Here is a 23,940-nt window from a genome sequence, read left to right as displayed (position 1 = left end):
ACTCCTAGCGCGGATTATGGGGGTCAGTACTGTCTGGACGTGGATACGGCCACGGGTTCGGCTTACAGGTCAGGTCATTATCCGGATAAACTTCCTCCGGATCCTTGGCATAGAGCTCTGCATTGTTCATGCTCAGCGTCTGCTGCATCATCACCGGCGCCAGCGCCCCCTGCGCCCCGCACGGTTGGTGTGCGGCGTACCCAATGGCGTGCCCAAACTCGTGATTAATCAGGTACTGCCGGTAACGCCCCAAATCACCCTCAAAGGGCTGCGCGCCCCGCACCCAGCGGGCCTCATTGACCACCACCGTCGATGGCCCCGTGATAGTCGTATGGCAAGAAGTCTCCGTCTCTAACTGCGCGCCGCACAGCTCGACCGTGGTTCCCAGGGAGGTCAGACGGATAATCGTATCTGGTTTATCGCCCACCGCCACGTGCTCAAAGCGAAAGGCCGGATCATTAGTCCACCCGCGCGGGTCCATCAGGGTGGCATCCACCATGGTGGCAAAGGCGTCATCCCCACCATAAGCCCGGGTATCTACCCCGTTTTCTACCTCGATGGCGTAGCGCACTGTTCGTTGGGTTACGCCTGCCGGAACATCAGCGCCAGCTTTGCCTGCCGATGCCCCCGCTACCCCAACTTCCCGGTACGTTCCTTCGCCGCGCTCCGCAATGGGGCCACCGGGCGGCAGGGCATCCTTAGCCAGCGCCACAGCCTCCATGCTGGCCGGATCTGGGCCCACCGGTAAGTCGGGATGGGCACCATCAGCACCGTGGGCACCGGGGTGGGACGAGGGGGAATCAGCAAGCTCCTGCTCCGAGTGCTGCCCCTGGGACTGGCCAGCCTGGGACGCACCTGCATCCCCTCCGCGAGCAATATCCACGCAGACCCAGACAGTAATAACCACCATGACGGGGATGGCAATTACCCGCCACCACCCATAACGGTGAGCAAAACGGACTATTGCCTGGCTCAGGCCCCCAGTTCCCGGGGTGGTGGAGGGATCGGTGCTCATGTGCAGTTAGTTTAGGCGTCTCTAGGCGCCAGCGAAACCAACGGTACGGGCCTTAGCTGGGCCCACGGCCACATACACCACCCGGTCGGTGCGAATCAGATACTTCTGCCCCTTGTCATCTTCCAATTCCAAGGTGGTGCCTTGGTCTACAGCGGCGTTAATGGTGCGGGTCAGTTCCTCCTGAGTTCCCGTAGCACGCAAGGTGAGCTCCCGGGCAGTGTCAGCGAAACCGATGCGAATATCCATGTGTTCTCAATGGCCTTTCTGCTAGCACACCTGCTAGCGCTTAATCGAGCTGTAACAGCAAACGAGCACCCTGTGCTCAGCGTGCCCCTCATTGTAGGCACGTCCGGCCCGCCCCGGCTACCGCCCAGCCCACAGCGGGGCTAAGCCCGGCTGACCAACGTTCGCCATCGGTCCCGGCCGGGGGTTAGTATCTAGGGGTGACGCAAAATAACCAGCAGCCCACGTTCGCCGCTTTGGGTGTCGCCGCCGAGATTGTCGACGCCCTACGCGAGCGCGACATTGTCCACACCTTTTCCATCCAGGAGCTCACCCTCCCCATTGCTCTGGCGGGTCACGACCTGATTGGCCAAGCCCGCACCGGTATGGGAAAGACTTATGGATTCGGCGTGCCGCTGCTGGACCGCATTTTTGATGATGCCGACGTAGCCGAACTCGACGGCACCCCGCGCGCCCTGGTGATAGTTCCCACCCGCGAGCTGGCCGTGCAGGTGAGCAAGGATTTGGACCTAGCCGCGCGCTACCTGCCGGTGCGGGTGGCTACTTTGTGCGGTGGGCACGATATGGCGCGACAAATCTCCCAGCTCCACCAGGGCGTGGACGTGGTGGTGGGCACGCCGGGGCGTCTGATAGATCTCCACCGCCAGCGCGAATTGAACTTAGAAAATGTCGCGGTACTAGTCCTGGACGAAGCCGATGAGATGTTGGATTTGGGCTTTTTGCCGGACATTGAAAAACTCCTCAAGGCCATCGAGGCCTCCCCGCACCAAACCATGCTGTTTTCAGCCACCATGCCGGGGCCCATTGTGGCGCTGGCCCGGAATTTTATGGACAAACCGGTGCATGTGCGCGCAGAAGAGGTGGATGCAGCCCCCACGCACGAGGCCATCAAGAAGGTCACCTTCCAGGCCCACCGTCTGGATAAGGAGGCCATCCTTTCCCGCGCCTTGCAGGCCCCGAACCGGGGTAAGACCATTATCTTTGCCCGCACCAAGCGCTCTGCGGCCATGTTGGCCCAAGACTTGGCGCAGCGGGGTTTCCGGGTGGGGGCCGTCCACGGGGATTTGGATCAAGCCGACCGGGAGAAGTCTCTGGATGCCTTCCGCAGCGGTGTCGTTGACCTACTGGTGGCAACGGACGTTGCCGCGCGCGGGATTGACATTGACGATGTCACGCACGTGTTCAACTACCAGGTTCCCGATGATCCCCAGACGTTTATCCACCGCATTGGGCGCACCGGGCGCGCCGGACATAGTGGAACGGCGGTGACGCTGGTGGGCTATGATGAGCTGCCCAAATGGCAGATTATCAATGATGAGCACGGTCTGGACCTGCCCGTGCCGCCCCAGTGGTTTAGCACCAGCCCTGAGCTTGCCGCTGCCCTCGACTTCCCTGCCGATGCCCCCGAGACCGTCGGCCCGCCCACCGCTGCCATCGGGGCTAAACCTGCCCGCGGCTCTGGGTCCCGCTCGCGCGGCGGACAAGCTCAGCACAGTGTGCCGCGACGTCCAGCGCCGCGGCGTGCAGGCACCCGTTCCGGCTCCAATTCCCGGGGCCGGCGCCGGTGAGCCGGGCCCCAATTTTGGCCACCGGCCGCAAGCACTGGCTAGCAGTGGGCGCGGTGAGCGTGGTGTGCGCCGTAGCAGTTGGCGGCGCGGTACTCACCGCCAATATCCACGCTGCGGACTTAGTCCAGGAACACCTTCCCACCAGTGATGAGGTCCAGGTGCTTGCACAAGCCCCAAACGCCTTGACCCCCACGCTTTCCCTGCCTAACCAACCGCTCCCCGGCGTGGTGCGCCCCGTGGTGGCTCACGGCTTGCTCATCACCTCCGATGGCGACACCGTGAGTGCTATACACCCCGACGGCACCCGCGCCTGGCACTACGAGCGTTCCGATGCCCCCTTGTGCTCCCTGGGCGTTGCCTGGGGCCGGGTGGTGGCAACGTATCGCACCGGGGTGGGCTGTGGTGATGTTGTGGCTATTGATGCCCAAACGGGCCAGTACGCCCACACGCGCAGTGCCATTAATTCCGCCGAAGTCAGTGCGATTAGCTCAAATGATCGTATAGGCACCGTCTCTGCTGAGCGTGCAGAGCTGTGGCGCTCCGATCTGGTGCGTACCGTCGAATACGGCTTTGTGGAGGCGAAACAAGAGCCTAATAAACAGCCCCATGAGGACTGTGTGCTGGGCTCAGCGCTGACTCGAAAGGAGACCTTCGCGATTACGGAAACCTGCGACGGCGACGACCAAACCACGTGGCTGCGACTGCTCGATGCCACCCCGGAGGACTCCCGTGCCCCTGAAGTCGATGCCGATGTAGAGATTTCTAGCCCCGGCGTGCGCCTAGTGGCGATTGGCCAGGAAGCCGCTGCTGTCTACGTCCCTGGCCCCCAACCACAAATCCGTTCCTTCAGCAAAACAGGCGCAGAACTTGCAGCCTCCAATGTGCCGGCCTCTCCTGCCGCTGAGCACCCGGCCAGCCCCTTTGTTCCCGCCACTGCAGATCTGCCACACCACATGACGTGGTTCGACGGGGAGCGCCTGCACTTGCTCTCCCCCACCCGCCTATCTGTCGAGCGCACCATTGAGCAAGCCATTGGCACCGGCGTAGCCGTAGGCGAGCGCCTGCTAGCTCCCACCCGCGACGGCATTGCCGTCATCGACTGGTCCACCGGCGATATTGAGCGCACCATCCCCGTGGATCGCCAGGGCTACACCGGCCCGGTTTATCTGGCCATGGCCGGCACCAGTATTGTCGAAGCCCGCGGCAACGAACTGGTGGTCTTAAGTGCTAGCTAGCCTCCATAGTGCGCTGCGGCCCACTGCGTGGATGCCGGAACAAACATCAGCAAAAACAGCGCTACCAGGGCGCTGGCCAGTGTGGCAACCCCGAGTGCTACGGCACCCGCCGACATCATCTGGAATGAGCATGCAGCCAGGATAAACTCCATCAGCACGATGGCCCCGCGGCCCCAGCGCTTGCCCTTGAGCATGGCAAACGTGCCAGCAATAACGAATCCAAAGCAGATGAACAGGAACACCGCCGTGCCGGTGCCCACTCGCGCGGGTGCGCTGCCTTCGTAGACCATGGAGTCATTGCTCGCGTGGGTAATGTCGCGGTAGATAAGGAAGCAGCCAAACCCGATGACCGCTAGCGATTGCACTATGGCAATGACTGCCGCTAGTCGCACCGGGGCCGGCGCGGAGGCCGCAGAACCCAACTTCGGTTCGCTTACCCCGGCAGGGGAAACTTGTCCAGACTTGTTTTTCACACCGTTAGCTTAGTGCTCCCCCAGGCCCTTGCCCAGACCAGGCGCGGAGAGTATCCAGCAGAGTATCCAGCGGGGGCAAGAGCAGACAACTGCAGATTTGACGTTACCGCCCTCACCCTACTCAATGACCGATTTCTAAACCCGCTGGTAGAAGAATTTTAGGGTACCCTTATCCAGAATTGTCACCCGGAAACACCGCCCACAACAGCCGCCGGTTCCAGTGAAGTTACTCACATTTTACCCCCGAACCCTAGCCAAGGGCCTCTAAACGTGGGAACATTCTCAGGTATCCCCCATTGAGCTAGTCCGCTAGCTCTTTACACAGAGGTCCTCGCCCGCGGCACCGCCGCAGGCTAGTACCTCGCGGTCCCTAGCACGGTGGCGGCGACGCAGCTGGATTCCCCTCCAGGCTCCACTGCCCGCCAGCCGGCAGCCCGCACCTATCTATAACCCAGGCCCACTGGCCCCACGCCAGTGCGCCACAGTCACGTGCTGTCACGATTTGTTAGGAGAGTTAACTTATGGATTGGCGTCATAAGGCAGTATGCCGCGATGAAGACCCCGAGCTATTCTTCCCGGTTGGCAATTCCGGCCCTGCGCTCACGCAGATTGCTAAGGCCAAGCTGGTCTGCAACCGTTGCCCGGTGGCAACCGCTTGCCTGAACTGGGCTCTTGAATCCGGCCAGGACGCCGGCGTGTGGGGCGGTTTGTCTGAGGAAGAGCGCCGCGCACTCAAGCGTCGCCGCAACCGCGGCCGTGGCCGCGCTCGCGTTACCGTATAATTCCTCCCAATTTCCCACCGGCGCAGTTCACGCACTACAGTGGGTAGGACCTTATCCACTGACCATCAAGCAAGGAGGCCGCTCATGTCGAAGCGTGGTCGTAAGCGCAAGGACCGCCGTAAGAAGGGTGCAAACCACGGCAAGCGTCCTAACGCTTAATTAGCAGCACTGCAGGGCCCGATCTTCAACTGGTCGGGCCCTGCCTTTGCCTTGCCGCCATCACAATTTGCTGCGCTTTATTGCCAGGAGTATGGTGGCAACCACTGGGGCATTAGCTCAATTGGTAGAGCGTCTGCTCCGCAAGCAGAAGGTCAGGAGTTCGATTCTCCTATGCTCCACAAATCCTCCCCTCCAGCGCCCCGCCTTGCTGGGCCTTGCGCGCCTCCCCGGGGGACATCCCCGCACCCTCACGCATAACCCGCGCTATCCAATCCACCCTTGACGCCACGTCCATGTGCCACATGGATGTACCCGTGACCTGCTTTAACTTACCTTCAGGAAAATTTTTTCCCGATTCTACTGCGAAATCCCCAGTCAGGATATATCGTAAGTACTCACAATGTCACTATCCTCACCTCCACTCAAGGAGTTCCCATGAAGCCCCACTCTCCCCGCTGGCTCTCCCTCATCTGCACCGCACTGCTATTTAGCTCCTTTACACAGCCTGCCACCGCGCAAGAACTTGCCGATGCCCCACCTCCCGATACCACCCCTTCCACCCCCGAGTCCCCTTCCTCCACCGAGACACCCTCCGGCACCATCGAAGGCCCCTTTGCCGAATGGGGCATGCGTACCCCAAACGGCGCAGAAAACTACGAGTAATTGGACCGGGGAGCCACGTTAGGATTCATCATGTTTTCACTTCGATCCTCGCTCACCATCGGCACAAGCTTTGGAGCATTGTTTTGCCTGTACGGTTGCATCGATCTGTCCGGATGGGACGAAATGGCCCACTTGTCCTCCGCGGGCGATGCTGCGATCTCATTGAGCGAAGACGGCACCATCGTCATGCACGTCATCGCCTGCAAAGCCCCACTGGAAAGAATTAAAGTATTCACCCGTGGTGACTACCCAGAAGCCCCATACAAAGAAGAATTCATCCGGCTCGACAGCCCACAGTACGGCTACATTGAAGTTCCGCTGGCCTACCCCACCAACAATGACCCAGACGTCATCAACACCATTATGAATGAGCCAGACCGCATGTTCTGGGCTTATCCATACGCCTACCATGATGGGACGGAAAAATATCCTCCCCATTTTCCGGAGCTAGACGGAGTGACGCTGCACATGTTGGAATCGTATCCTCGCGGTACCGTCCTCTACCAAACCATCAACCTCGAGCAAACTAGAGAAGAAGAAAGAGCCGGCACGAACTCCCTACGACTGGTGCCCACCACTGTGGAGAACTTCAAACACATCCCAAGTCACCACCGTGAGCCCGATTGCGTTGCGAACTAAGGATGTCCCATGCCTCGAATCCGAAACCTCACCGCTATCAGCACCTTGCTCCTCGCCTTGGGTCCGACCTCCGGGTGCATAGACCTTTCCGGCTGGGACGAAATGGCTAATTTATCCTCCGCAGGGGATACCGCAATCTCGCTCAGCGAAGACGGCACCATCGTCATGCATGTCATCGCCTGCAAAGCCCCTCTACAAGAGATCAACGTATCCATTCGCGGGGACTACCCAGAAGCCCCACGCAAAAAAGAGACCGTTCGGCTCGACAGCCCACAGTACGGCTACATCGAAGTACCCCTGACCTACCCCACCAGCAATGACCCGGACGTCATCAACACCATCATGAACGAACCAGACCGCCCGTTCTGGATCGAGCCATACATCTACGATGATGGTACGCAGAAATATCCCCCGCATTTCCCGTCAATCAGCGGAGTAACGCTGCGGGGATTACGCTCCCATCCACCCGGCACTATTCTCCACCAGACCTGGGACGAGCACTTAACGGACGAGGATTTCGTGAACGGGAAGGATCCTCTGCTCTGGAACTCCACCACCTCCGAAGAATTCAAGCATATCCCAAGTCACCACCGTGAGCCCGATTGCGTCGCCGACTAAGGAACACACCATGCCTCGAATCCGAAACCTCGCCACCATCAGCGCCGTGCTCCTCGCCATGGGGCTGACCTCCGGGTGCATTGACCTCTCCGGTTGGGACGAAATGGCCAATCTGTCCTCCGCTGGTGAAGCTGCAATTTCACTCAGCGAAGACGGCATAATCACCATCCACGTCATGGCCTGCTACGCACCGCTGCAGGAGGTCAGTGTATCCATTCTCGGTGACTATCCCGAAGCAGCACACAAACAAGAATCTGTCCGCCTAGACACCCCACAGTACGGCTACATCGAGGTACCCCTGACCTACCCCACCGGCAATGACCCAGACGTCATCAACACCATCATGAACGAACCAGACCGCATGTTCTGGGTATATCCCTATATCCATGATGACGGCACGGAGAAATACCCGCCAGGTTTCGCATCCATCGACGGGGTGACCCTTCAAAAACTAGAGTCTTATCCTCGCGGAACCGTTCTCTATCAGTCCTATAACGCCGGTCTGAGCCTGAAAGAACTAAACGAGGGAGCGAGCGTCCTACTTTGGAACACCACCACAGTAGAAGACTTCAAACATGTCCCCAATCCTGCCCATCGCGGCCCTGACTGCGTCGCCGACTAAGGAGAACCCCATGAAAAAAATACGACTAACACTAGCCGCGGGCGCAGCCGCCCTCACTGTGGCCATAGCTACCGGTTGTGGCGCCTTGCCCATGCTCGGCGCCTCGCTATACACAGGCATGGCGGGCGATATAGCCATGTCACTAGATGATGACGGCAACATGCGCGTCCACATCATCGCATGCGATATGGAAATTGAAGCACTCGAATTAAGCATTCCATGGATTAACCACGAAGGCCCCGAACCCGTCCAGATCCTGCCCATAGACCCACCACAAACAGGCTACTTCACCGTGTCCTTACCGTACCCTTCTCATCACGAACCACCAGTCATCGACCCCGTGATGGAAGACCCCTGGATGGGAATCTACGTCACCCCCATCACCAACCCAGAGGGACCGAACAGCCGCCATAAGGTTCCTTGGGTTTCCGGGGTCTCCCTCGCCGCTTACCAACACCACGCCCCTGGCAAGCTCTACTACAACCCGGTGCCCTACCCTGAAGACCCCGGCAGGCCGCCGCAGTTGGAGCTGCGGGAACTAACGGTGGAGGAGTTCAAGCACATGGAGTCAGAATTCCGTCCGGCAAACTGCACGGGCGACTAGACCGAGGCACCAGCAAGCACGGCATCGGCAAGCTCAAAGCCCTGACCCAGCCCACCTACTGGCGCCACTGAATTTCGGTGCGGGTAATCTGCACGCTGATACGCTGGCGCAACTCCTGCGGGGCCTGCGACTTGCCGCAACACGTGCGCACCATAGCGCGGACAACCTCTTCTGATTCCAACCGCCGCTGGCACTCATCGCACTGCGCAATGTGCTCGCGAATTTCCAGGGCGCGGGCGTAGCTGGTGCGCTGGTCCAGGAGCTCACAAAACAATGCCTGGACTTCTGGGGAGGTACACGCACCGCAGTTTTTTCCGTGGGCAGTTTCCATCTACTTCTCCTCCACATCCGGGTTCATGTCAGGGTGGTCCAACCCTATGCCTTGTTCTTTAGCCACGTCCTTCAACGCCTTGCGGAGGAGTTTTCTTCCCCGGTGCAACCGGCTCATCACGGTGCCCAGGGGCGTGCCCATGATCTCTGCAATCTCCTTGTAGGCCAAACCCACCACGTCGGAGTAGTAGACCACCATGCGGTAGTCCTCTGGAAGATCATTCATGGCCTCCGAAATCGCCCCGTCCGGCATGCCGCGCAGGGCTTCTACCTCCGCAGATGCCAAACCCGTGGAATCATGGCCCGCCGTGGTGTAGAGCTGGGAATCCGTCAGCTCATCCGCGGAAGACTCGAAGGGGCGCCGCTTTGCCTTGCGATAAGAGTTGATGTACGTGTTGGTCATAATCCGGTACATCCACGCCTTGAGGTTGGTGCCCTGGGTGAAGGAATCAAAGGAATTAAATGCCTTCAGGTAGGTCTCCTGCACCAGGTCCTCCGCGTCCTGGGGGTTGCGCGTCATGCGCAGCGCCCCGCCGTAGAGCTGGTCCAGCAGGGGCATGGCTTGGGCCGCAAAGTCCGGGGTGGACTGCGCAGATGGCAAAGTGTCAGCGGAAGTACCTGCGGAAGTGTCGATAGCCACGAACGGGTGCTCCTCCTTATGTGTGCGTTATTAGCTACTCATTTCCTGCCGCGGCGCCGGGAGCAGAACTCCGGCCGGCCAGCGGCAGACGTTGCTTCTACTCTACCGGCCCCGCGCGCACGGAGTCGGTGCCGGGTTTGCGGCGAAGGCGGGCGCTGGCTAGCAATGGCCTAGACTCGCTGTCATGGCGAAGAAATCCCCGCGCGCTGCTACCCCAGCGCTCAAAATCCTGGAGCAGGCCGGCATTGCCCACACCGTCCACACCTTTGCCTCCGGGCAGGATAATTTTGGTCAGCACGCAGTCGCCGCCCTGGGCGTGGAGCCCGAGCGCGTGTTTAAGACCCTGGTCATCGACTTGACCGCCGGTAAAGGCCCGCGCCGCGCCCTGGCGGTGTGCGTGGTGCCCATGACGCACCAGCTCAGTCTGAAGAAGGCCGCCGCCGCGCACGGCGTGGCTAAGGTGTGCATGGCAGAGTCTGCCGATGCCGCCAAATCCTCCGGCTATGTCCCCGGCGGCATCTCCCCGCTCGGCCACAAGCAGCCCCTGCCCACCGTGTGGGATGAGTCCGCTTTGCTGTGCGACAGCGTGTTTTTCTCCGGCGGCAAGCGCGGGCTGGATATTGAGATGGACCCGCAGTTGCTCCCGCAGGTCCTCGAGGTGACCTTCGCGGACGTGGTGGCGGACTAGGCCCACAGGCCAGGCGTCGTGAGCTGGGGCGCCGCAAACTACACAGTATGCGCTGGGAGCCGTATTAAGGCTGGGGTGCAATGAGCTCCGGGAAATCATTGCGCACATTCCCCACGGCTGTATCGGCCAGCCGCGCCTGGAGGGTATCTACCCCGCTGGGATCAAGGAGGTCCTCCCCCGCAAGCCAGGGGCGCAGCTCCTCCGGACGCAAAAACTTGGGCAGGCGTCCGTGCAGCCACTCCATGGCCGGCGTGGCAGCGGTGGTGACCATGGTGGCAGAGAGTATGTCCTGGCCCGTAGACCACAGTCCGGCGGCCCACAGGAGCCCACCGGTGCTATCGGTGACGTAGTGCGGCTTCTTGCCGCTGCCGTCATCGTGCCATTCGTAGTAGCCGTCCAGGGGGATAATGCACCGGTTGCGCGCATAGGCCTGCCGGAAGGAGGGCTTGGTGGCTACGGTTTCTGCTCGCGCGTTAAACAGCGGTGGGCCGTCCAGATCTTTCTTCCAGTGCGGGATCAACCCCCACCGCGCCGGCTCCACGGTGGCCTGCCCAGCATTGAGCCGCACAATGGCAATGGTGGTAGTCGGCGCGATGTTATACCGTGCCGGAGGCAGACCTGCCGGGGCCACCACTGTGTGCACGCCCTCCCACTGCCCCACTGCTTCGAGCAGGGGGATGGTGCCGAGGACGGCGGCAACATGGGAAGCGCCGGGGACGGCAGCATCGGGAGTACCGGGGACATAAGCGGCATCGGCGGCATCGGCGGCATCGGCGGCACTGCCAGGCTCAGGCTGGGTACTAAAAAGAACGAATCTTCCGCACATCCCTTCATTATGCCGCGCTATCTCTATGATGGTACCCATGTCGCATTTCTGGCCAGCACCTGTAGCCCACGCCCCGCTGTTCCACCAATTGTTGGTACCGGGGTCGAAGTCGATTACCAACCGCGCGCTGATTTTGGCCGCGTTGGCAGATGGCCCCTCGGTGCTGCGGGCTCCGCTGGTTTCGCGCGATACGGACTTGATGGCGCAGGCGCTGCGCACCATGGGTGTGGGGGTGGAGGCCCGTGACGGGGACCTCCACGTCACCCCCGGGCCGCTGCACGGCGGGCGCATTGATTGCGGGCTAGCGGGAACCGTCATGCGCTTCCTGCCGCCGTTGGCTGCACTGGCTTCTGGCGAGGTGTTTGTCGACGGGGACCCGCAAGCACGGTCGCGGCCCATGGGCACCATTTTGCAGGCACTACGCGACCTCGGCGTGGAGGTCGAAGGCGATAGCCTACCGTTTACCTTGCGCTCCGCAGACGTCCCGGCGGGAGGGCAGGTGACTATCGATGCCTCCGCGTCCTCCCAGTTTGTCTCCGGCCTACTGCTTTCCGGCGCGCGCTACCGCGAGGGCATTACGGTGCGCCACGAAGGCGGGACGCTGCCGTCGCTGCCGCACATTGAAATGACGTGTGACATGCTGCGCCAAGCCGGGGTGCGTGTCCACCAAGAACACCACACGTGGACCGTAGCACCAGGCCCGATTGCGGGGCGCACCTGGGCAATCGAGCCGGATCTGTCCAATGCCACCCCGTTCCTGGCCGCCGCAGCGGTAGCCGGGGGTTCGGTGACCATCAAAGACTGGCCGGCGCAGACCACGCAGCCGGGCGATGCCATCCGGCAGATCCTCATTGACATGGGGGTTACCGTCACCCAAGAGCCGGGCTTTGTTAAGGCTGCGCACCCGCGCGGTGGGAGTTTGCATGGCATCGACAAGGATATGAGCGCGATTGGGGAGCTCACCCCCACCGTGGCTGCCCTGTGCGCACTGGCCGATACCCCCTCGCGCCTGCACGGCATAGCCCACCTGCGCGGACATGAGACCGACCGGCTAGCTGCACTGGCCACCGAGATTAATAATCTGGGCGGCAACGTGGTGGAGCTCGACGACGGCCTCGAGATTCATCCCGCCCGCCTCCACGGCGGACAGTGGCGCTCCTATGCAGACCACCGCATGGCCACCGCCGGGGCCATTATTGGGCTGCGGGTGCCAGGCGTGGTAGTAGAGGACATCACCACCACGGCTAAGACCCTGCCGGGTTTTGAGCGCATGTGGGCACGCATGCTGGGAGGTGCCGCCGATGCCGCTGGTGGCACCGGTACCGCCGAGGCTGCCGATGCCGCCACCAACGCTGGCCAACCGGAGGACGGCCGCAATGGCTAGCTACCGCGCGCGCTCGGCCCAACAATGGGATGAGTCCGATGTCCGGGTGCGGCCCGGAAAGCGCTCCCGCCCGCGCACCAAGGACCGGCCACAACACCGGGATGCGAAATTCGGCATGGTGATCACTAAAGACCGTGGCCGCTGGGGCGTAGCCCTCGACGATGGCCCCGTAGTCGTTGCCATGCGCGCCCGTGAGCTCGGCCGCACCGCCATCGAGGTGGGCGACCGCGTAGGCGTGGTGGGCGATACCTCCGGCAGGCCGGACACCCTCACGCGGATAGTCAAACTGGCCGAACGCACCTCTGTTCTGCGCCGCACCGCCGATGACACGGACCCCTACGAGCGCATAGTAGTGGCCAACGCGGACCAGCTGCTGATTGTTTCTGCCGTAGCCGATCCTCCGCCGCGCGCCGGATTTGTCGAGCGCGCGCTCATCGCCGCCTTCGTGGGCAACCTCCACCCCATCGTGTGCCTGACCAAGACTGATTTGGGGAACCCGAGCACGTTCGCTGCGGAGTTCGCGGACCTGGATGTCACCGTGGTGGAGGCCGGGGTGGACGATAGTCTGGACGCGGTCCGTGCAGTGATAAACGGCCAGATTACCGCGCTCATCGGCCACTCCGGGGTGGGAAAGTCCACGCTGGTCAACCGCCTGGTGCCGGATGCGCACCGGGAGACCGGGGCGGTGTCTGCCATTGGTAAAGGCCGGCACACCTCCACCCAGTCAGTGGCGCTGCAGCTTCCCGATGCCGCCGGGTGGCTCATCGACACCCCCGGCATCCGCTCCTTCGGCTTGGCCCACGTGGATCCCGATACCGTCATTGGGGTCTTCGAGGACTTAGCCTCCGCCACGCAGGAATGCCCACGGGGCTGCACCCACGCCGGTCCGCCCGCGGACCCCGAATGCGGGCTGGACAACGTGGAGCCGGGCACCGCCACGGCACGCCGCGCGCACGCGGTGCGTGGCCTGCTCGCGGCCCTGCGCACCAACGTGGATTGGGAGAATTAGAACCTAGGGAGAATTAGAACGGCAGCTTGAAGTTCTTCAACAAGCCCTGCACCCCAGGACCGTTGAGCAGGAAGGCAGCCAGCACGGTCAGACCCGCAGTGGTCAACAAACCGTAGAGAATGTTCGCGGTAGCCTGGTTCATCTGCGAAGAGGTGTTGTGGGAATCCGTGGACGCGAAGTCCTTGTCCTTAGCCGAGTTATAGGTCTTGGACTGCGCGCAGGCCTTCAAGGCTTTCTTGTACTTCGGGGACAGCTTGTACACGGCCTCCACACCGGCAATGATGGCCTGGGCATTCTCCTTCACCTTGGCATCATCAGAGAACACATCCGAGTCTGCGAGCGACTTCTCAAAGTCCAACTGCACCAAATCCGCTTCGTGCTTCTCGAGTGCTTCATTGGCGTCCTTGATCTTGATCTTCAACGGCAGTGGATCGTGCTCCTTGACTTTCTCAGGCTTGTAAGCCTTGTCGCGGGTTTCTTTCTCACTATCAGTGAGCTCCACCGTGCACTGAGTCGAAGACAGCGAGGTCTCCAAGGCCTGAGCCGGGGCCACCACTGCGGAAGAGACAACTGCCACGCACACAACAGAGGCCACAAACTTAGAACGGTACATGCGGGTCCTTTCTTTAAAACATCCTCACTAACCCTAGCAAGGACACCGCCCGACAGCTACCCCCTTCACACCCATCGGCCCACCCTACCCCGGCACACGGGTGGGGTGCAGGGGGCATCGGCAAGCTAGAGCAATTCCACCAGAAACGGCAACTCATGCGGGGCGTAGTAGGCCATGAAGTTATCCAGGGCGTCACCTACCTGCAGCTCGGCATCCTCATCGCCTAAATCGGCGGCATCGATAGACTCGATAGCCTTGGCCGTCGCAGCCTCTGACTCCTCAATATCGACGTGAATGCACGCCAGCGCTTCCACCCCAAACTGCGCGGGCTCGAGGGCCACCACGGCCTCCCCCAGCTCCGGGCGCGGAGTCACCTGTTGCGCAGGCAAATCCACCGAGACAACTACGCGCCGGTGCGGGAAGGTGTCTTCATCACCAATAGCCAGCAGGCGCAAGGAGCTGGCGGCCGCCTCCTGGAACGCGGAGTAGGCCATCTCCTCCTCATCGCCTTGCGTATAGAACTCCTTGAGCGCCGGAGTCAGCGCAAAGCCCCAACCACTGCGCGCGGAAAGCGCCCCGGTCTCCTGCAACTCCACCAACATGCCAAAGGTAGCCGGAATGTAGACGCGCTCCTTGGCGGCCATTAGAACTCACCCTCAATGTCGAACACGGCCTGGACCTCCACCGAGGTGCGATCGAAGACCGTGTAGAGCATTCCCACCAGACCATTGTCCACCGCGCCGCGGACATTTTCGATGTTATCGTCTACCATCACACAGTCATTCATGGGCAAATCCAGCGCATCTGCGGCCGCCTGAAATGCCGCGCGCTGCGGCTTTTCGGCGCCAACTTCTCCGGAGAGCACCACAGCATCCACCACACCGCGGTATTCCCACTCGCGGATGTGCTCCGCGCCTGCCCCACCCGGATCATTAGACAAAATCGCCGTAGCTACGCCATTAGCCTTTATAGCTCCCAGCAACGCCGTCCAGCGCTTGACGTCCTCTTCCGCCCCGTCGAGCACACCTGCGTAATCAACGATCAATCCCCGCATGGGAAGTCCTTTCTCCTTTATCCTATTGCTTGGCCCTAGCGCTCGTTCGGCCCAAATTTGGCCCTAGCAATGTGGCACTAGCGCTGATAACTACACGGCAGTATAACCAATTAGTCCTCCCCCGCGCGCCCTCCCCTGACAGCTCGCACACAGCCAACTACCAGAATGCCTGCTTGTTGGCCAGGTTTGCGCACTGGCGGCGAACGTGTGACATAATGGCGGCAACGCTTTCGCGGATTCCTCCCCCACTTATCTGCGCGCGCCCCAAGGCCTGGCTGTGCTGCCGTGCTTGCCGCCAAGGCCCGTTGCGGTTGTGCGCGCTTGGGAGGAGCACATGTTGCTTGACGATGCCACCCCTACCGCCTCTGTACAGGCCACCGTGCTGTCTGCGGTGGGGGCTGCCCCAGAAGCAGCCGCAGCACCGTCCACGGTAGAGGCTGCTGCAGGGACTACGATCCCACCAAGGGTGCACACCGCTAGGGTCTCCACAGCCAGCCTGTATACACCTATCCCCGGTTATGCGCACCTGAAAGTACTGCGCCCGCCAGACCCCGTGCGCTATGAGCGCACCGATGGCGAACTCACCGAAGCCCTCCACACCGAGCTGCTAGACCCCATCAACTTCGTCCTCGAAGTGGCCGCCGGACGCAGGCCGGTACACCATCTGCGCTCCCCGCGCTTCCACCTTTCAGTCTCCCTCCATTTGGGCGCGTGGCGGCGCAACCGGGGCACCACAGCGGTCTGGCGCTTTGAGCTCATCAGCCTGCACGCCCAGCTCAGCGGAGAATTTCACGGCAGTGCCGTCATTGGACCGCACCACCACGCCTTCACCGGTCTCTACCGCAATGGCGTGGTGCGCAGCTTCCGGCTGCTTTGAGCAGCTTGCGGGCCCGGCCCACACACTTCAGTGGACCCAGGGGTGGTAGAGGATAAGCCCCTGCTTGGTCAGGCTACGCGGAGGGGTTGTCGGGGGCGGGGTCAGCGGAATCGGCTACGGAAGAGGCGGCATCGGCAGACGCGGCCTGTTGCGCGGCAAACTGCTTGCGCAACATAAACAGCTGGCGCACGGTCTCTTCCTTCACGGCATCATTCATGGCATGGAACATGTCGCCGCCTTCCTTCTGGTACTCCACCAGCGGATCGCGCTGCGCCATTGCACGCAGGCCAATACCCTCCTTGAGGTAGTCCATCTCATAGAGGTGCTCGCGCCACTTCTGGTCAATGACCGGCAAAATGATCATGCGCTCAGTGTTGCGCATCTGCGAATCTCCGCCGATGGCGGCCACGGCGTCCTCGAGCTCACTGTACTGATTCTGAGCGTCTTCCACCAGCGCGGTGCGCAGCTGATCCGCGGTGAGCTCCCCGGCGGAACCGTAGTCGCTGCCCTGGACCAGGGACTCGTGCGACATGGACGGACCATAAAGGGCTTCCAGGGCATTCCACAACTCGTCCAAGTTCCAATCCTCCACATAACCGGTGGCGGTTGCCCCGGCCACGTATGCAGAGATGGTCTCATCAATCATGTCGCGGATGTTGTCTTTGATGTCGCCCTTGTCCAGGATGCGGTAGCGCTCCCGGTAGACCACCTTGCGCTGCTCGTTGAGCACCTCGTCGTACTTGAGCACGTTCTTGCGCATTTCAAAGTTTTGGTTCTCCACCTGCGCCTGGGCAGTCTTGATGGAATTGGAGACCATCTTGGAGTCAATCGGCACGTCATCCGGCACGTTGAGGCGGTTCATCATGTTTTCCATGGACTGGCCCACGAAACGCACCATCAGTTCGTCGCGCATGGACAGGTAGAAGCGGGTCTCACCCGGATCGCCCTGGCGGCCGGAGCGACCGCGCAACTGGTTGTCAATACGGCGCGACTCGTGGCGCTCCGTACCCAACACGTACAGGCCGCCTGCCTCGCGCACCTGGTCGCCCAGGCGCTTGGAGCGCTCCTTTTCATCCTCAATCTCGGCGTCCCACGCCTCCTGGTAACGCTCTTCATCCTCGAAGGGGTCCAGCCCGCGCTCACGCAGCTTTTCATCCAGAATGACTTCCGGGTTGCCGCCCAGCACAATGTCCGTACCGCGGCCAGCCATGTTGGTAGCCACCGTCACGGTGCCCGGACGTCCGGCGCGGGCCACAATCTGGCCTTCTTCCTCATGGTGCTTCGCGTTGAGCACAGAGTGCTTGATGCCCCGCTTAGTCAACAACTGCGACAAGTACTCAGAACGCTCCACAGAAGTCGTACCCACCAGCACCGGCTGGCCGGTCTCTACATGCTCTGCAATATCATCAACCACCGCAGCAAACTTGGCTTCCTGCGTCTTATAAATGCGGTCCGGGTGGTCCTGGCGCTGGTTCGGCCGGTTGGTGGGAATGGGCACCACGTCCAGGCCGTAGATGGAGTGCAGCTCCGCGGCCTCGGTCTCCGCCGTACCGGTCATGCCGGAAATCTTGTCATAGAGACGGAAGTAGTTTTGCAGGGTTACCGTGGCCAGAGTCTGGTTCTCGTTTTTGATCTCCACGTTCTCTTTAGCCTCGATGGCCTGGTGCATGCCCTCGTTATAGCGGCGCCCGGCCAGCACGCGGCCGGTGAAGCCATCCACAATCATGACCTCGCCGTTGCGGACAATGTAGTCCTTATCGCGCTCGAAGAGCTCCTTGGCCTTGAGCGAGTTATTCAGGTAGGACACCAGCTGCGAGTGCTCTGGGGCATACAAGTTATCAATGCCCAACTGGTCCTCGACGTATTCCACGCCCTCTTCCAGCACGCCCACGGTGCGCTTCTTGTGGTCTACTTCGTAGTGGATACCCTCGCGCATGCGCGGAGCCAGCTGCGCGAAGACGCTATAGAACTGGGAGTTGCTATCCGTGGGGCCAGAGATAATCAGCGGCGTGCGGGCCTCGTCAATAAGGATGGAGTCCACCTCATCGACAATGCAGAAGTTGTGACCGCGCTGCACAATGTCCCCAATGGAGCGCACCATATTATCGCGCAGGTAGTCAAAACCCAGCTCATTATTGGTGCCGTAGGTGATGTCGCACGCATAAGCCTCCCGGCGTTCTGCCGGGCGCATCTCTGACAAAATCACGCCCACGCTAAGACCCAGCGCGCGGTGGACACGGCCCATCATCTCCGCGTCACGCTTAGCCAGGTAGTCATTCACCGTCACCACGTGCACGCCCTTGCCCTCCAAGGCGTTGAGGTAGGCGGGCAACAGCGAGGTCAAAGTCTTGCCCTCACCGGTGCGCATCTCCGCGACGTTGCCAAAGTGCAAGGCAGCGCCGCCCATAATCTGCACCTTGTAGTGCTTCTGGTCCAGCACACGCCAAGCGGCCTCACGCACAGTTGCAAACGCGTCATACAAAATATCGTCCAACTCCGCACCTTCGGCTAACTGACGCTTGAACTCATCAGTCTTGGCCCGCAGATCTTCATCAGAAAGCGCAGCGTATTGCTCCTCCAGCGCAATAATGTCATCAGCCATCTTGCCCAGACGCTTGACGGTGCGTCCTTCACCTGCGCGCAGCAGCTTGGAGAGTCCAAACACGTAAATGTTCCTTCTTGTCGCGGCTAAATTATCAACTCCGGGCGATTATACGCGCCCGCCCTTCAGCTTCCCTATAGCTGGTGGTTTAAGTTCCTTCTCAGCTTCACGCCGAGCTTCACGCCGAGCCAAGCTTCACGCCACCCCAAGCTTCGCGCGACACAGCACTTCCCTCAGTACACAATGCGTGGCTCACTACAAGACCGCCCTGACACAAAGCCGCCACCGCCTTCCCAACATAGCGTTGGGGGCGGTGGCGGGAGAAGAATCCACCTGGTGGGGTCGCGCTACTGCGCGTCCTCGCTCAGGGAGATAATGCCGTAGTCATACGCGTGACGGCGGTAGACCACGGATGGGCGGCCAGTGGCCTCATCAATAAAGAGGTAGAAGTCATGCCCCACCAGCTCCATCTCACTCAAGGCCTCATCCACCGTCATCGGAATAGCGGCGTGGACCTTGGTGCGCACCACCTGGCCCGGGCGCTGCTCCTCAATGGTCTCTGCGTAAGGATCAACGTAGCGGTCCTCCTTGGCAGCGGCGGCGGCAGCCTCCTGCTCAGCCACGAGCTCTGCGGCCAGTTCCCCGGTGCCCTTCTGCGCACGGTGCCCAGACTTGACGTTTTCCCGGCGGACCTTGACCTTGCGCAGGGAGCGCTCCATCTTGGCCAGGGCGGTTTCCAGTGCAGCGTAGAAGGAATCTTCCTTAGCTTCCGCGCGGGCCAGGTGACCCTTTCCGGTGGCGGTAATCTGGATGCGCTCTGCCTGAGCGTCGCGGCGTGGGTTGGGCTCATGCTTGAGCTCAACATGGAAGAAGGTCAAGGTGGGGTCAAGACGCTCAATTTTTGCTAGCTTGCTCTTGACCCGTTGTGCGAAGTGCTCCGGGACCTCGACGTTACGGCCGGTGATGGTCACCTGTGCATTGGATTCGACCGGTTGGTTGGTCATTGACTTCCTCCCTTATAGACTGAGGACAAACATATCTGACACTGCTGAACAACATCGCAGTTGAACAACATCGCAGTGTGACATCCACCAGTGTAGCAGTGGTTATAACGTATTGACCGCTGTTACGGCTTCCTACCCCCACCCTCTAGGCATCGGCCAGAGTAATCCCAGCTCGCACCAATCCCCCCGCTCCGCGCAAACACCGGGCAGAAGCCGCCAGCGTAGCCCCGGAAGTAACCACGTCATCCACCAACACCAGCTGACGGCCCCGCCACGGCTCTAAAGATTGTGCACCGCCGCGCAGCCGCACCGCTCCGCGCATATTGAACCAGCGCTGTTCCGCCCCCAGCTCCGATTGGTCCGCGACCCCGTGCTGCAGCTCCAGCAACGCGGCCACCTCCACTTGCTCCAATAAAGCCGCCGCGTGTTGGCACCAATGCAGCACCGGGTCCCCGCCGCGCTGGCGCGCCGAGCGCCGCCGCGTGGGCGCCGGAACCAACACCAGGTGATAAGGCAATTCCCCGCGCGCCTGCAGGTAACTCACCGCCGCGGCCAACACCGCACCTATATGCGCGCGCACGGGCAGGTTGTTGTATTCCTTCATGGCAATGACCAGACTGCGGCGCACGGCATCATAAGGCCCCAGCCCCCACACCGGCATGCCGATGTCCCGGCTGCGGCGCGCAATCGGCTGCGGCACCGCACGCAATCGCTCTTGGCACCGCGCGCACAGCACCTGCCCCGGCGCGCGGCAGCCCGCGCAGGATACCGGCAGCAGCAGCTCTCCCGCGCCGCGCAGTAGGTTTGCCCAATCCACCATGCTTGCCGATACCCCCTCCTCGGTTCTAATTTGCCACTATAGGTGCGGATCGCATGCCCTGCAGACCGGGGACCTCCCGCCAAAACGACGAGGTGGCATCGGTAGAAGACAGCTGGAGGGTGGCGTGGGCATCGGTGGCAAAGATTGTGGACTGGTTGGCCGCAATCGAGACCACGGGCGCCGTGATATTTCCAGAGGGCAAGGTGGTCAGCGAGGATCCATCCTGCTCCACGCGCCACACCGGCGAATCCGGGCTTGAGGTGCCCACCACCAAGGAGCCGTCCGGCTGCCAGTCCAGGGACAAGGCCATGCCGCCTAACTCGCTAGCAATCTCGCGCACGCTGACTACGCGGCGACTGCCGTTGTCCTCCCGCACGTTGACGCCGGTGTAGATTTTGCCGTCGATGATCATGGCTACGCGCGCGCCGTCGACAGATAGCCGCAGAACAGAAATCTCTCCGGAGAGATTCTCCAAAGCACTGGTATCCACTTCGGTCTCCACCACCTGCCCGGACGTTGCCGAGCGCACGTAGCGATTGACCTTTTGCCCGTCAACCACGGTCCACACGGCTTCCCCACCGCGTTCAAAGGTGGGCCGGGAAAGCGTCTTGGCCTCTATGGCCTGGACTGGGGTACCGCTGAGATCTCCCAAATACAGCCGGGAGCGCTCCCCCGTGCTACGCACCGCGGCGACCTTGTCTACGGCGGAAATCTCTGCGGACTCCACGTTGCCGCCATCGCCCAGGGGGCCGGAAATCGGCTCCACATGGGTGCCCGTGACCCGCAGAACATTGCCCTTGTTCAGGGCAAAGAGGCCCGGAACAGTATTGGTCGATGCCCGGGGGTTGTAATCCGCGAAATCATCCGGGGTCATCTCCTCTAACTCCGGAAGCAGCGGGGAACCATCCGCAATGGCCTCATAAGGCGCGGGCACCCCCGCAGTGGTCAAGGTCCACACCAACTGCGCGGCAAAGCGCATGCGGTCTTCCTCGTTCATCCCGGCCAGTCCATTGAAGCGATACGCGCCATCTTCGACACCCGCAAAGACTGCCCCGGGGGGAAGCACCGTGCGAATGGCAGGCTCTAGCGAAGGGGCGGGGCCCTCCATCAACAAGGTAATCAATTCGGTATCTAGGGTGTCCTTGCCTGCAAAGACCCAACGGCGGTCTGCAATCAGCGCCTGGCCTGAACCCGCATAGAAGTACAGGTTTTCCGGCTGGTACTGGTTACGCAACTCATTGCGTTCGATGACCACCCCTGCGGGCAAGTCCTTAATGCGCCACTGGCCATCAACCTTAGCCAGCTCGATGCTCGCCTCATAGCCGCCGTTCTGGGTGATGTAACTGCCACCTTCTTCCAGCGTGCCAATGACGTTGCCGCGCACCTCCAAGGTGCGGGCATCCCCGGAACTAGCGGAGCCTCGCGTGGTCAAATCAATGGCATCCACCAAAAGAATCTCTGCCTCTGGGTCCCATTCCCGTGCAGCCTCCGGTGTCAAGAAAGCCCGCGCGGCAGCATAATCCCCGCTGGGCAACGCCGATGCCCTGTAGAAATCCCGCACCAATAAGTCGGGCTCTTGCCCATCTTGCGGTCCCACCATCGGCTGGACCTGCGGGGCAGGGTCATAGCTGCGCAACACCTGGGGCGAGGTATTAGACGGCAACGTCGAACACCCCGCCGCCACAACTGCAGGCAAAGCCAACAACGCCACGATCCGGCGCAGCCGCCGGGAAGAATACTTAGGCATGGTCGTCGTCTCCTATCTGTGCGCGCCGGTGCTGGCTTTGCTCCCGCAAGGAATCCGGACGGCGCATAGCCCCCGGCTCCTCCGGGAGCACCTGCGGGGAGGAACCCGCCGGGCTGGCCGCAAAGGTATCGGGAGTGGGGGCATCGGCAAGCTGGGCATCGGCAAGCTGGGTGGCGTCCCCATGGGGCAATTCCAGAGCAATCGGGTCCGCAGCAATGTCTGCCAGGGGCTCACGCGGGAGGATAAAGCGGAAGCGGGAGCCGACGCCGAAGACACCGGTGGCATCCAGGGTGCCACCGTGGAGCACGGCATCCTCGCGGGCAATGGCCAAGCCCAAGCCGGTACCGCCGGAGTGGCGCACGCGGGAGGCATCGGCACGCCAAAAACGGTTAAAGACCAGCTCCTCCTGCCCATCCTTAAGACCCACGCCATGATCGGTCACGGCGATGCCCACGGCGTCGGCAGTCTGGGCGACCTCCACATCCACCGGCTTGCCCTCACTGTGATCAATGGCGTTCGCGATCAAGTTGCGCAAGACGCGCTCGATGCGCCGGGAATCCCCCTCCACCATCACCGGCTGCTCCGGCAGATGGAAACGAACCTCCACACCCAACTCCTCCGCCAGATGCTGGGTCTGCTCCCAAGCGGCATCCACACAGCTACGCACATCCAGACTCACCGCAGAAAGATCCGCCACGCCAGCATCATGGCGCGAAATCTCCAACAAGTCCGCCAACAGCTCCTCAAAGCGGTCCAGCTCGCGCACCATCAGCTCCGTGGCGCGGCGAGTATGCGGCTCCAAGGAATCCGGATCCGCAGCAATCAAATCCGCAGCCATGCGCACCGTGGTCAGCGGAGTGCGCAACTCATGCGACACATCAGAGGTAAATTGGCGCTGCAAATTACCGTACTCCTCCAGCTGGGTAATCTGCTTGGAGAGCTTTTCGGCCATGTCATTGAAGGACGCGGCCAGCCGGCCCATCTCGTCTTCACCATCAACCACCATGCGCTCGCGCAAATGGCCCGCAGCCAAACGCTGAGCAATACGCGATGCCGAACGGATAGGGGCCGTCACCTGCTGGGTAGCCAACCACGCAATACCCACCAGCAGCACCACCACCACCACGCCAGCGGCAGAAAGCAACCCACGCATAAGCGCCATGGTGGCTTCCTCGGCCTCCATCGACAACACCAGGTAAACCTGCACGCCCGGAATATCCGCATTCGTAGGCGTACCCATAACCAAGGCGTTATACGCCCCGCCCGAAGGCTGCTCAATGGTGGCGAATTGATAAGAAATCTGGTCCTGGCTAACCAGCTGGCGCAAATTATCCGGAATGCGATAGCCCTCCGGGGAGGTAGTCACCGTCCCATCCGCGTTCTCCACCGCCAACACCGGCTCAAACGCTGCGTGGGAGTCCCCCTCCGCCGAAAGCTGCGTCAGCGACGCACGGGCCGAGTTCAGCCGCACCTGCAGCGAATTAGCAGAACCCGTCGCAGAAATCTGCTGCTCCACCGTCAAACGCGCGCGATCAATCTCCTGCTCCGCCGCGTTGAGCTTCTGGTCCACCAACTGCTGGGTGAGCACCGAGACCAACACATAGGCCAAAATGATCATCACCACGGAGGAGGCGGCCAAAATCATCCCAATAAACCGCAGCTGCAAAGACGTGCGCCACGCCTCCGTAAACTGCACCCGCAGCTGCCTAATGCGCTCCGAAATGA

The 23,940-nt window shown here is 61.4% G+C and carries 27 protein-coding genes and 1 tRNA gene; 14 read left to right on the top strand and 14 right to left on the bottom strand.

What is annotated here, in order from left to right; all coding sequences use genetic code 11:
• Nucleotides 1–4 precede the first annotated feature (4 nt).
• Complete coding sequence (locus G7Y31_RS03130; RefSeq protein ID WP_165008564.1) at nt 5–1,015, bottom strand: DUF3152 domain-containing protein; 1,011 nt, start codon at nt 1,013–1,015, stop codon at nt 5–7.
• A gap of 21 nt (nt 1,016–1,036) precedes the next feature.
• Nucleotides 1,037–1,261, bottom strand: a complete 225-nt coding sequence (locus tag G7Y31_RS03125) for a DUF3107 domain-containing protein (protein ID WP_165008562.1) — start codon at nt 1,259–1,261, stop codon at nt 1,037–1,039.
• 197 nt (nt 1,262–1,458) lie between these two features.
• On the opposite strand from G7Y31_RS03125, the gene G7Y31_RS03120 reads away from it, so the two are divergent.
• Nucleotides 1,459–2,826, top strand: a complete 1,368-nt coding sequence (locus tag G7Y31_RS03120) for a DEAD/DEAH box helicase (protein ID WP_165008559.1) — start codon at nt 1,459–1,461, stop codon at nt 2,824–2,826.
• Nucleotides 2,823–4,061: an Rv3212 family protein gene (locus tag G7Y31_RS03115; protein ID WP_165008557.1), complete on the top strand. Its 1,239-nt coding sequence runs from the start codon at nt 2,823–2,825 to the stop codon at nt 4,059–4,061. Before G7Y31_RS03120 ends, G7Y31_RS03115 begins: the two co-directional genes overlap by 4 nt.
• Here the strand turns inward: G7Y31_RS03115 and G7Y31_RS03110 are convergent.
• The gene (locus G7Y31_RS03110) at nt 4,058–4,534 is read right to left on the bottom strand and encodes a hypothetical protein (RefSeq protein ID WP_165008555.1); all 477 of its coding nucleotides are present in this window, start codon (nt 4,532–4,534) and stop codon (nt 4,058–4,060) included. The genes G7Y31_RS03115 and G7Y31_RS03110 overlap by 4 nt on opposite strands.
• Nucleotides 4,535–5,055: 521 nt before the next feature.
• Between G7Y31_RS03110 and G7Y31_RS03105 the strand changes: the two genes are divergently transcribed.
• The 8 genes from G7Y31_RS03105 to G7Y31_RS03075 all read left to right on the top strand — a co-directional run bounded on the left by G7Y31_RS03105 (nt 5,056) and on the right by G7Y31_RS03075 (nt 8,621).
• Entirely contained in the window at nt 5,056–5,316 is a 261-nt protein-coding gene (locus tag G7Y31_RS03105) for a WhiB family transcriptional regulator (protein WP_165008553.1), read from the top strand.
• Between the two features lie 84 nt (nt 5,317–5,400).
• The gene (locus G7Y31_RS12060; RefSeq protein WP_370513275.1) at nt 5,401–5,475 is read left to right on the top strand and encodes a 50S ribosomal protein bL37; all 75 of its coding nucleotides are present in this window, start codon (nt 5,401–5,403) and stop codon (nt 5,473–5,475) included.
• Between the two features lie 106 nt (nt 5,476–5,581).
• Nucleotides 5,582–5,654 (top strand) — tRNA-Ala (locus G7Y31_RS03100).
• 256 nt (nt 5,655–5,910) lie between these two features.
• Nucleotides 5,911–6,138, top strand: a complete 228-nt coding sequence (locus G7Y31_RS03095) for a hypothetical protein (protein ID WP_165008550.1) — start codon at nt 5,911–5,913, stop codon at nt 6,136–6,138.
• Nucleotides 6,139–6,168: 30 nt separating this feature from the next.
• A complete protein-coding gene (locus tag G7Y31_RS03090; protein WP_196823609.1) occupies nt 6,169–6,777 on the top strand; it encodes a hypothetical protein in 609 nt (202 codons plus the stop codon).
• A gap of 9 nt (nt 6,778–6,786) precedes the next feature.
• Entirely contained in the window at nt 6,787–7,395 is a 609-nt protein-coding gene (locus G7Y31_RS03085; protein WP_165008546.1) for a hypothetical protein, read from the top strand.
• Nucleotides 7,396–7,405: 10 nt separating this feature from the next.
• Nucleotides 7,406–8,017, top strand: coding sequence for a hypothetical protein (locus tag G7Y31_RS03080; protein WP_165008545.1), 612 nt, complete (start codon nt 7,406–7,408; stop codon nt 8,015–8,017).
• Between the two features lie 10 nt (nt 8,018–8,027).
• Nucleotides 8,028–8,621: a hypothetical protein gene (locus tag G7Y31_RS03075; RefSeq protein ID WP_165008543.1), complete on the top strand. Its 594-nt coding sequence runs from the start codon at nt 8,028–8,030 to the stop codon at nt 8,619–8,621.
• Between the two features lie 55 nt (nt 8,622–8,676).
• Here G7Y31_RS03075 and rsrA read toward each other — a convergent pair whose 3' ends face one another.
• Together rsrA and G7Y31_RS03065 are read right to left on the bottom strand one after the other, a co-directional pair.
• Nucleotides 8,677–8,952, bottom strand: coding sequence for a mycothiol system anti-sigma-R factor (gene rsrA / locus G7Y31_RS03070; protein ID WP_165008541.1), 276 nt, complete (start codon nt 8,950–8,952; stop codon nt 8,677–8,679).
• The gene (locus G7Y31_RS03065) at nt 8,953–9,552 is read right to left on the bottom strand and encodes a sigma-70 family RNA polymerase sigma factor (protein ID WP_413227985.1); all 600 of its coding nucleotides are present in this window, start codon (nt 9,550–9,552) and stop codon (nt 8,953–8,955) included. It abuts the gene before it with no gap.
• 223 nt (nt 9,553–9,775) lie between these two features.
• Here G7Y31_RS03065 and G7Y31_RS03060 point away from each other — a divergent pair, with 223 nt between their 5' ends.
• Nucleotides 9,776–10,279, top strand: coding sequence for an aminoacyl-tRNA deacylase (locus G7Y31_RS03060; protein ID WP_165008537.1), 504 nt, complete (start codon nt 9,776–9,778; stop codon nt 10,277–10,279).
• Between the two features lie 64 nt (nt 10,280–10,343).
• Here G7Y31_RS03060 and G7Y31_RS03055 read toward each other — a convergent pair whose 3' ends face one another.
• Nucleotides 10,344–11,144 (bottom strand): SOS response-associated peptidase, encoded by an 801-nt coding sequence (locus G7Y31_RS03055; RefSeq protein WP_244977429.1) that lies wholly within the window; start codon nt 11,142–11,144, stop codon nt 10,344–10,346.
• Between G7Y31_RS03055 and aroA the strand changes: the two genes are divergently transcribed.
• Nucleotides 11,143–12,489 (top strand): 3-phosphoshikimate 1-carboxyvinyltransferase, encoded by a 1,347-nt coding sequence (aroA, locus tag G7Y31_RS03050; RefSeq protein ID WP_165008535.1) that lies wholly within the window; start codon nt 11,143–11,145, stop codon nt 12,487–12,489. The genes G7Y31_RS03055 and aroA overlap by 2 nt on opposite strands.
• Nucleotides 12,482–13,498, top strand: coding sequence for a ribosome small subunit-dependent GTPase A (rsgA, locus tag G7Y31_RS03045; RefSeq protein WP_165008532.1), 1,017 nt, complete (start codon nt 12,482–12,484; stop codon nt 13,496–13,498). Before aroA ends, rsgA begins: the two co-directional genes overlap by 8 nt.
• Before the next feature lie 13 nt (nt 13,499–13,511).
• Here the strand turns inward: rsgA and G7Y31_RS03040 are convergent, their stop codons facing one another.
• The 3 genes from G7Y31_RS03040 to G7Y31_RS03030 form a co-directional block, all read right to left on the bottom strand.
• Entirely contained in the window at nt 13,512–14,111 is a 600-nt protein-coding gene (locus G7Y31_RS03040; protein ID WP_165008530.1) for a hypothetical protein, read from the bottom strand.
• A gap of 125 nt (nt 14,112–14,236) precedes the next feature.
• Complete coding sequence (locus tag G7Y31_RS03035; RefSeq protein WP_165008528.1) at nt 14,237–14,755, bottom strand: DUF6912 family protein; 519 nt, start codon at nt 14,753–14,755, stop codon at nt 14,237–14,239.
• Nucleotides 14,755–15,165: an HAD family hydrolase gene (locus G7Y31_RS03030; protein WP_165008526.1), complete on the bottom strand. Its 411-nt coding sequence runs from the start codon at nt 15,163–15,165 to the stop codon at nt 14,755–14,757. The genes G7Y31_RS03035 and G7Y31_RS03030 overlap by 1 nt, the downstream gene beginning before the upstream one ends.
• Before the next feature lie 334 nt (nt 15,166–15,499).
• Between G7Y31_RS03030 and G7Y31_RS03025 the strand changes: the two genes are divergently transcribed.
• A complete protein-coding gene (locus G7Y31_RS03025; protein WP_165008524.1) occupies nt 15,500–16,042 on the top strand; it encodes a hypothetical protein in 543 nt (180 codons plus the stop codon).
• Between the two features lie 73 nt (nt 16,043–16,115).
• Here G7Y31_RS03025 and secA read toward each other — a convergent pair whose 3' ends face one another.
• From secA to mtrB, 5 genes are all read right to left on the bottom strand, one after another.
• Entirely contained in the window at nt 16,116–18,707 is a 2,592-nt protein-coding gene (secA, locus tag G7Y31_RS03020) for a preprotein translocase subunit SecA (protein WP_165008522.1), read from the bottom strand.
• Nucleotides 18,708–18,991: 284 nt separating this feature from the next.
• Complete coding sequence (gene hpf / locus G7Y31_RS03015; RefSeq protein WP_165008520.1) at nt 18,992–19,648, bottom strand: ribosome hibernation-promoting factor, HPF/YfiA family; 657 nt, start codon at nt 19,646–19,648, stop codon at nt 18,992–18,994.
• Between the two features lie 145 nt (nt 19,649–19,793).
• A complete protein-coding gene (locus tag G7Y31_RS03010) occupies nt 19,794–20,468 on the bottom strand; it encodes a ComF family protein (RefSeq protein ID WP_165008518.1) in 675 nt (224 codons plus the stop codon).
• A 25-nt stretch (nt 20,469–20,493) separates the two neighbouring features.
• Nucleotides 20,494–22,215, bottom strand: a complete 1,722-nt coding sequence (lpqB, locus tag G7Y31_RS03005) for an MtrAB system accessory lipoprotein LpqB (RefSeq protein WP_165008516.1) — start codon at nt 22,213–22,215, stop codon at nt 20,494–20,496.
• The gene (gene mtrB, locus G7Y31_RS03000) at nt 22,208–23,917 is read right to left on the bottom strand and encodes an MtrAB system histidine kinase MtrB (RefSeq protein ID WP_280527303.1); all 1,710 of its coding nucleotides are present in this window, start codon (nt 23,915–23,917) and stop codon (nt 22,208–22,210) included. The genes lpqB and mtrB overlap by 8 nt, the downstream gene beginning before the upstream one ends.
• Nucleotides 23,918–23,940: the final 23 nt, after the last annotated feature.

The sequence above is a fragment of the Corynebacterium lizhenjunii genome, from assembly GCF_011038655.2.
GTDB classification, from domain to species: Bacteria; Actinomycetota; Actinomycetes; order Mycobacteriales; family Mycobacteriaceae; genus Corynebacterium; species Corynebacterium lizhenjunii.
This window is presented reverse-complemented; position numbering and strand designations above follow the sequence as displayed.

Excerpts from the sequence above, each read along its gene's own strand:
- G7Y31_RS03130 (WP_165008564.1), bottom strand. The coding sequence starts at position 1,015 with ATGAGCACCGATCCCTCCACCACCCCGGGAACTGGGGGCCTGAGCCAG.
- G7Y31_RS03125 (WP_165008562.1), bottom strand. The coding sequence starts at position 1,261 with ATGGATATTCGCATCGGTTTCGCTGACACTGCCCGGGAGCTCACCTTG.
- G7Y31_RS03105 (WP_165008553.1), top strand. The coding sequence starts at position 5,056 with ATGGATTGGCGTCATAAGGCAGTATGCCGCGATGAAGACCCCGAGCTA.
- G7Y31_RS03095 (WP_165008550.1), top strand. The coding sequence starts at position 5,911 with ATGAAGCCCCACTCTCCCCGCTGGCTCTCCCTCATCTGCACCGCACTG.
- G7Y31_RS03090 (WP_196823609.1), top strand. The coding sequence starts at position 6,169 with ATGTTTTCACTTCGATCCTCGCTCACCATCGGCACAAGCTTTGGAGCA.
- G7Y31_RS03085 (WP_165008546.1), top strand. The coding sequence starts at position 6,787 with ATGCCTCGAATCCGAAACCTCACCGCTATCAGCACCTTGCTCCTCGCC.
- G7Y31_RS03080 (WP_165008545.1), top strand. The coding sequence starts at position 7,406 with ATGCCTCGAATCCGAAACCTCGCCACCATCAGCGCCGTGCTCCTCGCC.
- G7Y31_RS03075 (WP_165008543.1), top strand. The coding sequence starts at position 8,028 with ATGAAAAAAATACGACTAACACTAGCCGCGGGCGCAGCCGCCCTCACT.
- rsrA (WP_165008541.1), bottom strand. The coding sequence starts at position 8,952 with ATGGAAACTGCCCACGGAAAAAACTGCGGTGCGTGTACCTCCCCAGAA.
- G7Y31_RS03060 (WP_165008537.1), top strand. The coding sequence starts at position 9,776 with ATGGCGAAGAAATCCCCGCGCGCTGCTACCCCAGCGCTCAAAATCCTG.
- aroA (WP_165008535.1), top strand. The coding sequence starts at position 11,143 with ATGTCGCATTTCTGGCCAGCACCTGTAGCCCACGCCCCGCTGTTCCAC.
- G7Y31_RS03055 (WP_244977429.1), bottom strand. The coding sequence starts at position 11,144 with ATGGGTACCATCATAGAGATAGCGCGGCATAATGAAGGGATGTGCGGA.
- rsgA (WP_165008532.1), top strand. The coding sequence starts at position 12,482 with ATGGCTAGCTACCGCGCGCGCTCGGCCCAACAATGGGATGAGTCCGAT.
- G7Y31_RS03040 (WP_165008530.1), bottom strand. The coding sequence starts at position 14,111 with ATGTACCGTTCTAAGTTTGTGGCCTCTGTTGTGTGCGTGGCAGTTGTC.
- G7Y31_RS03035 (WP_165008528.1), bottom strand. The coding sequence starts at position 14,755 with ATGGCCGCCAAGGAGCGCGTCTACATTCCGGCTACCTTTGGCATGTTG.
- G7Y31_RS03030 (WP_165008526.1), bottom strand. The coding sequence starts at position 15,165 with ATGCGGGGATTGATCGTTGATTACGCAGGTGTGCTCGACGGGGCGGAA.
- G7Y31_RS03025 (WP_165008524.1), top strand. The coding sequence starts at position 15,500 with ATGTTGCTTGACGATGCCACCCCTACCGCCTCTGTACAGGCCACCGTG.
- hpf (WP_165008520.1), bottom strand. The coding sequence starts at position 19,648 with ATGACCAACCAACCGGTCGAATCCAATGCACAGGTGACCATCACCGGC.
- G7Y31_RS03010 (WP_165008518.1), bottom strand. The coding sequence starts at position 20,468 with ATGGTGGATTGGGCAAACCTACTGCGCGGCGCGGGAGAGCTGCTGCTG.
- lpqB (WP_165008516.1), bottom strand. The coding sequence starts at position 22,215 with ATGCCTAAGTATTCTTCCCGGCGGCTGCGCCGGATCGTGGCGTTGTTG.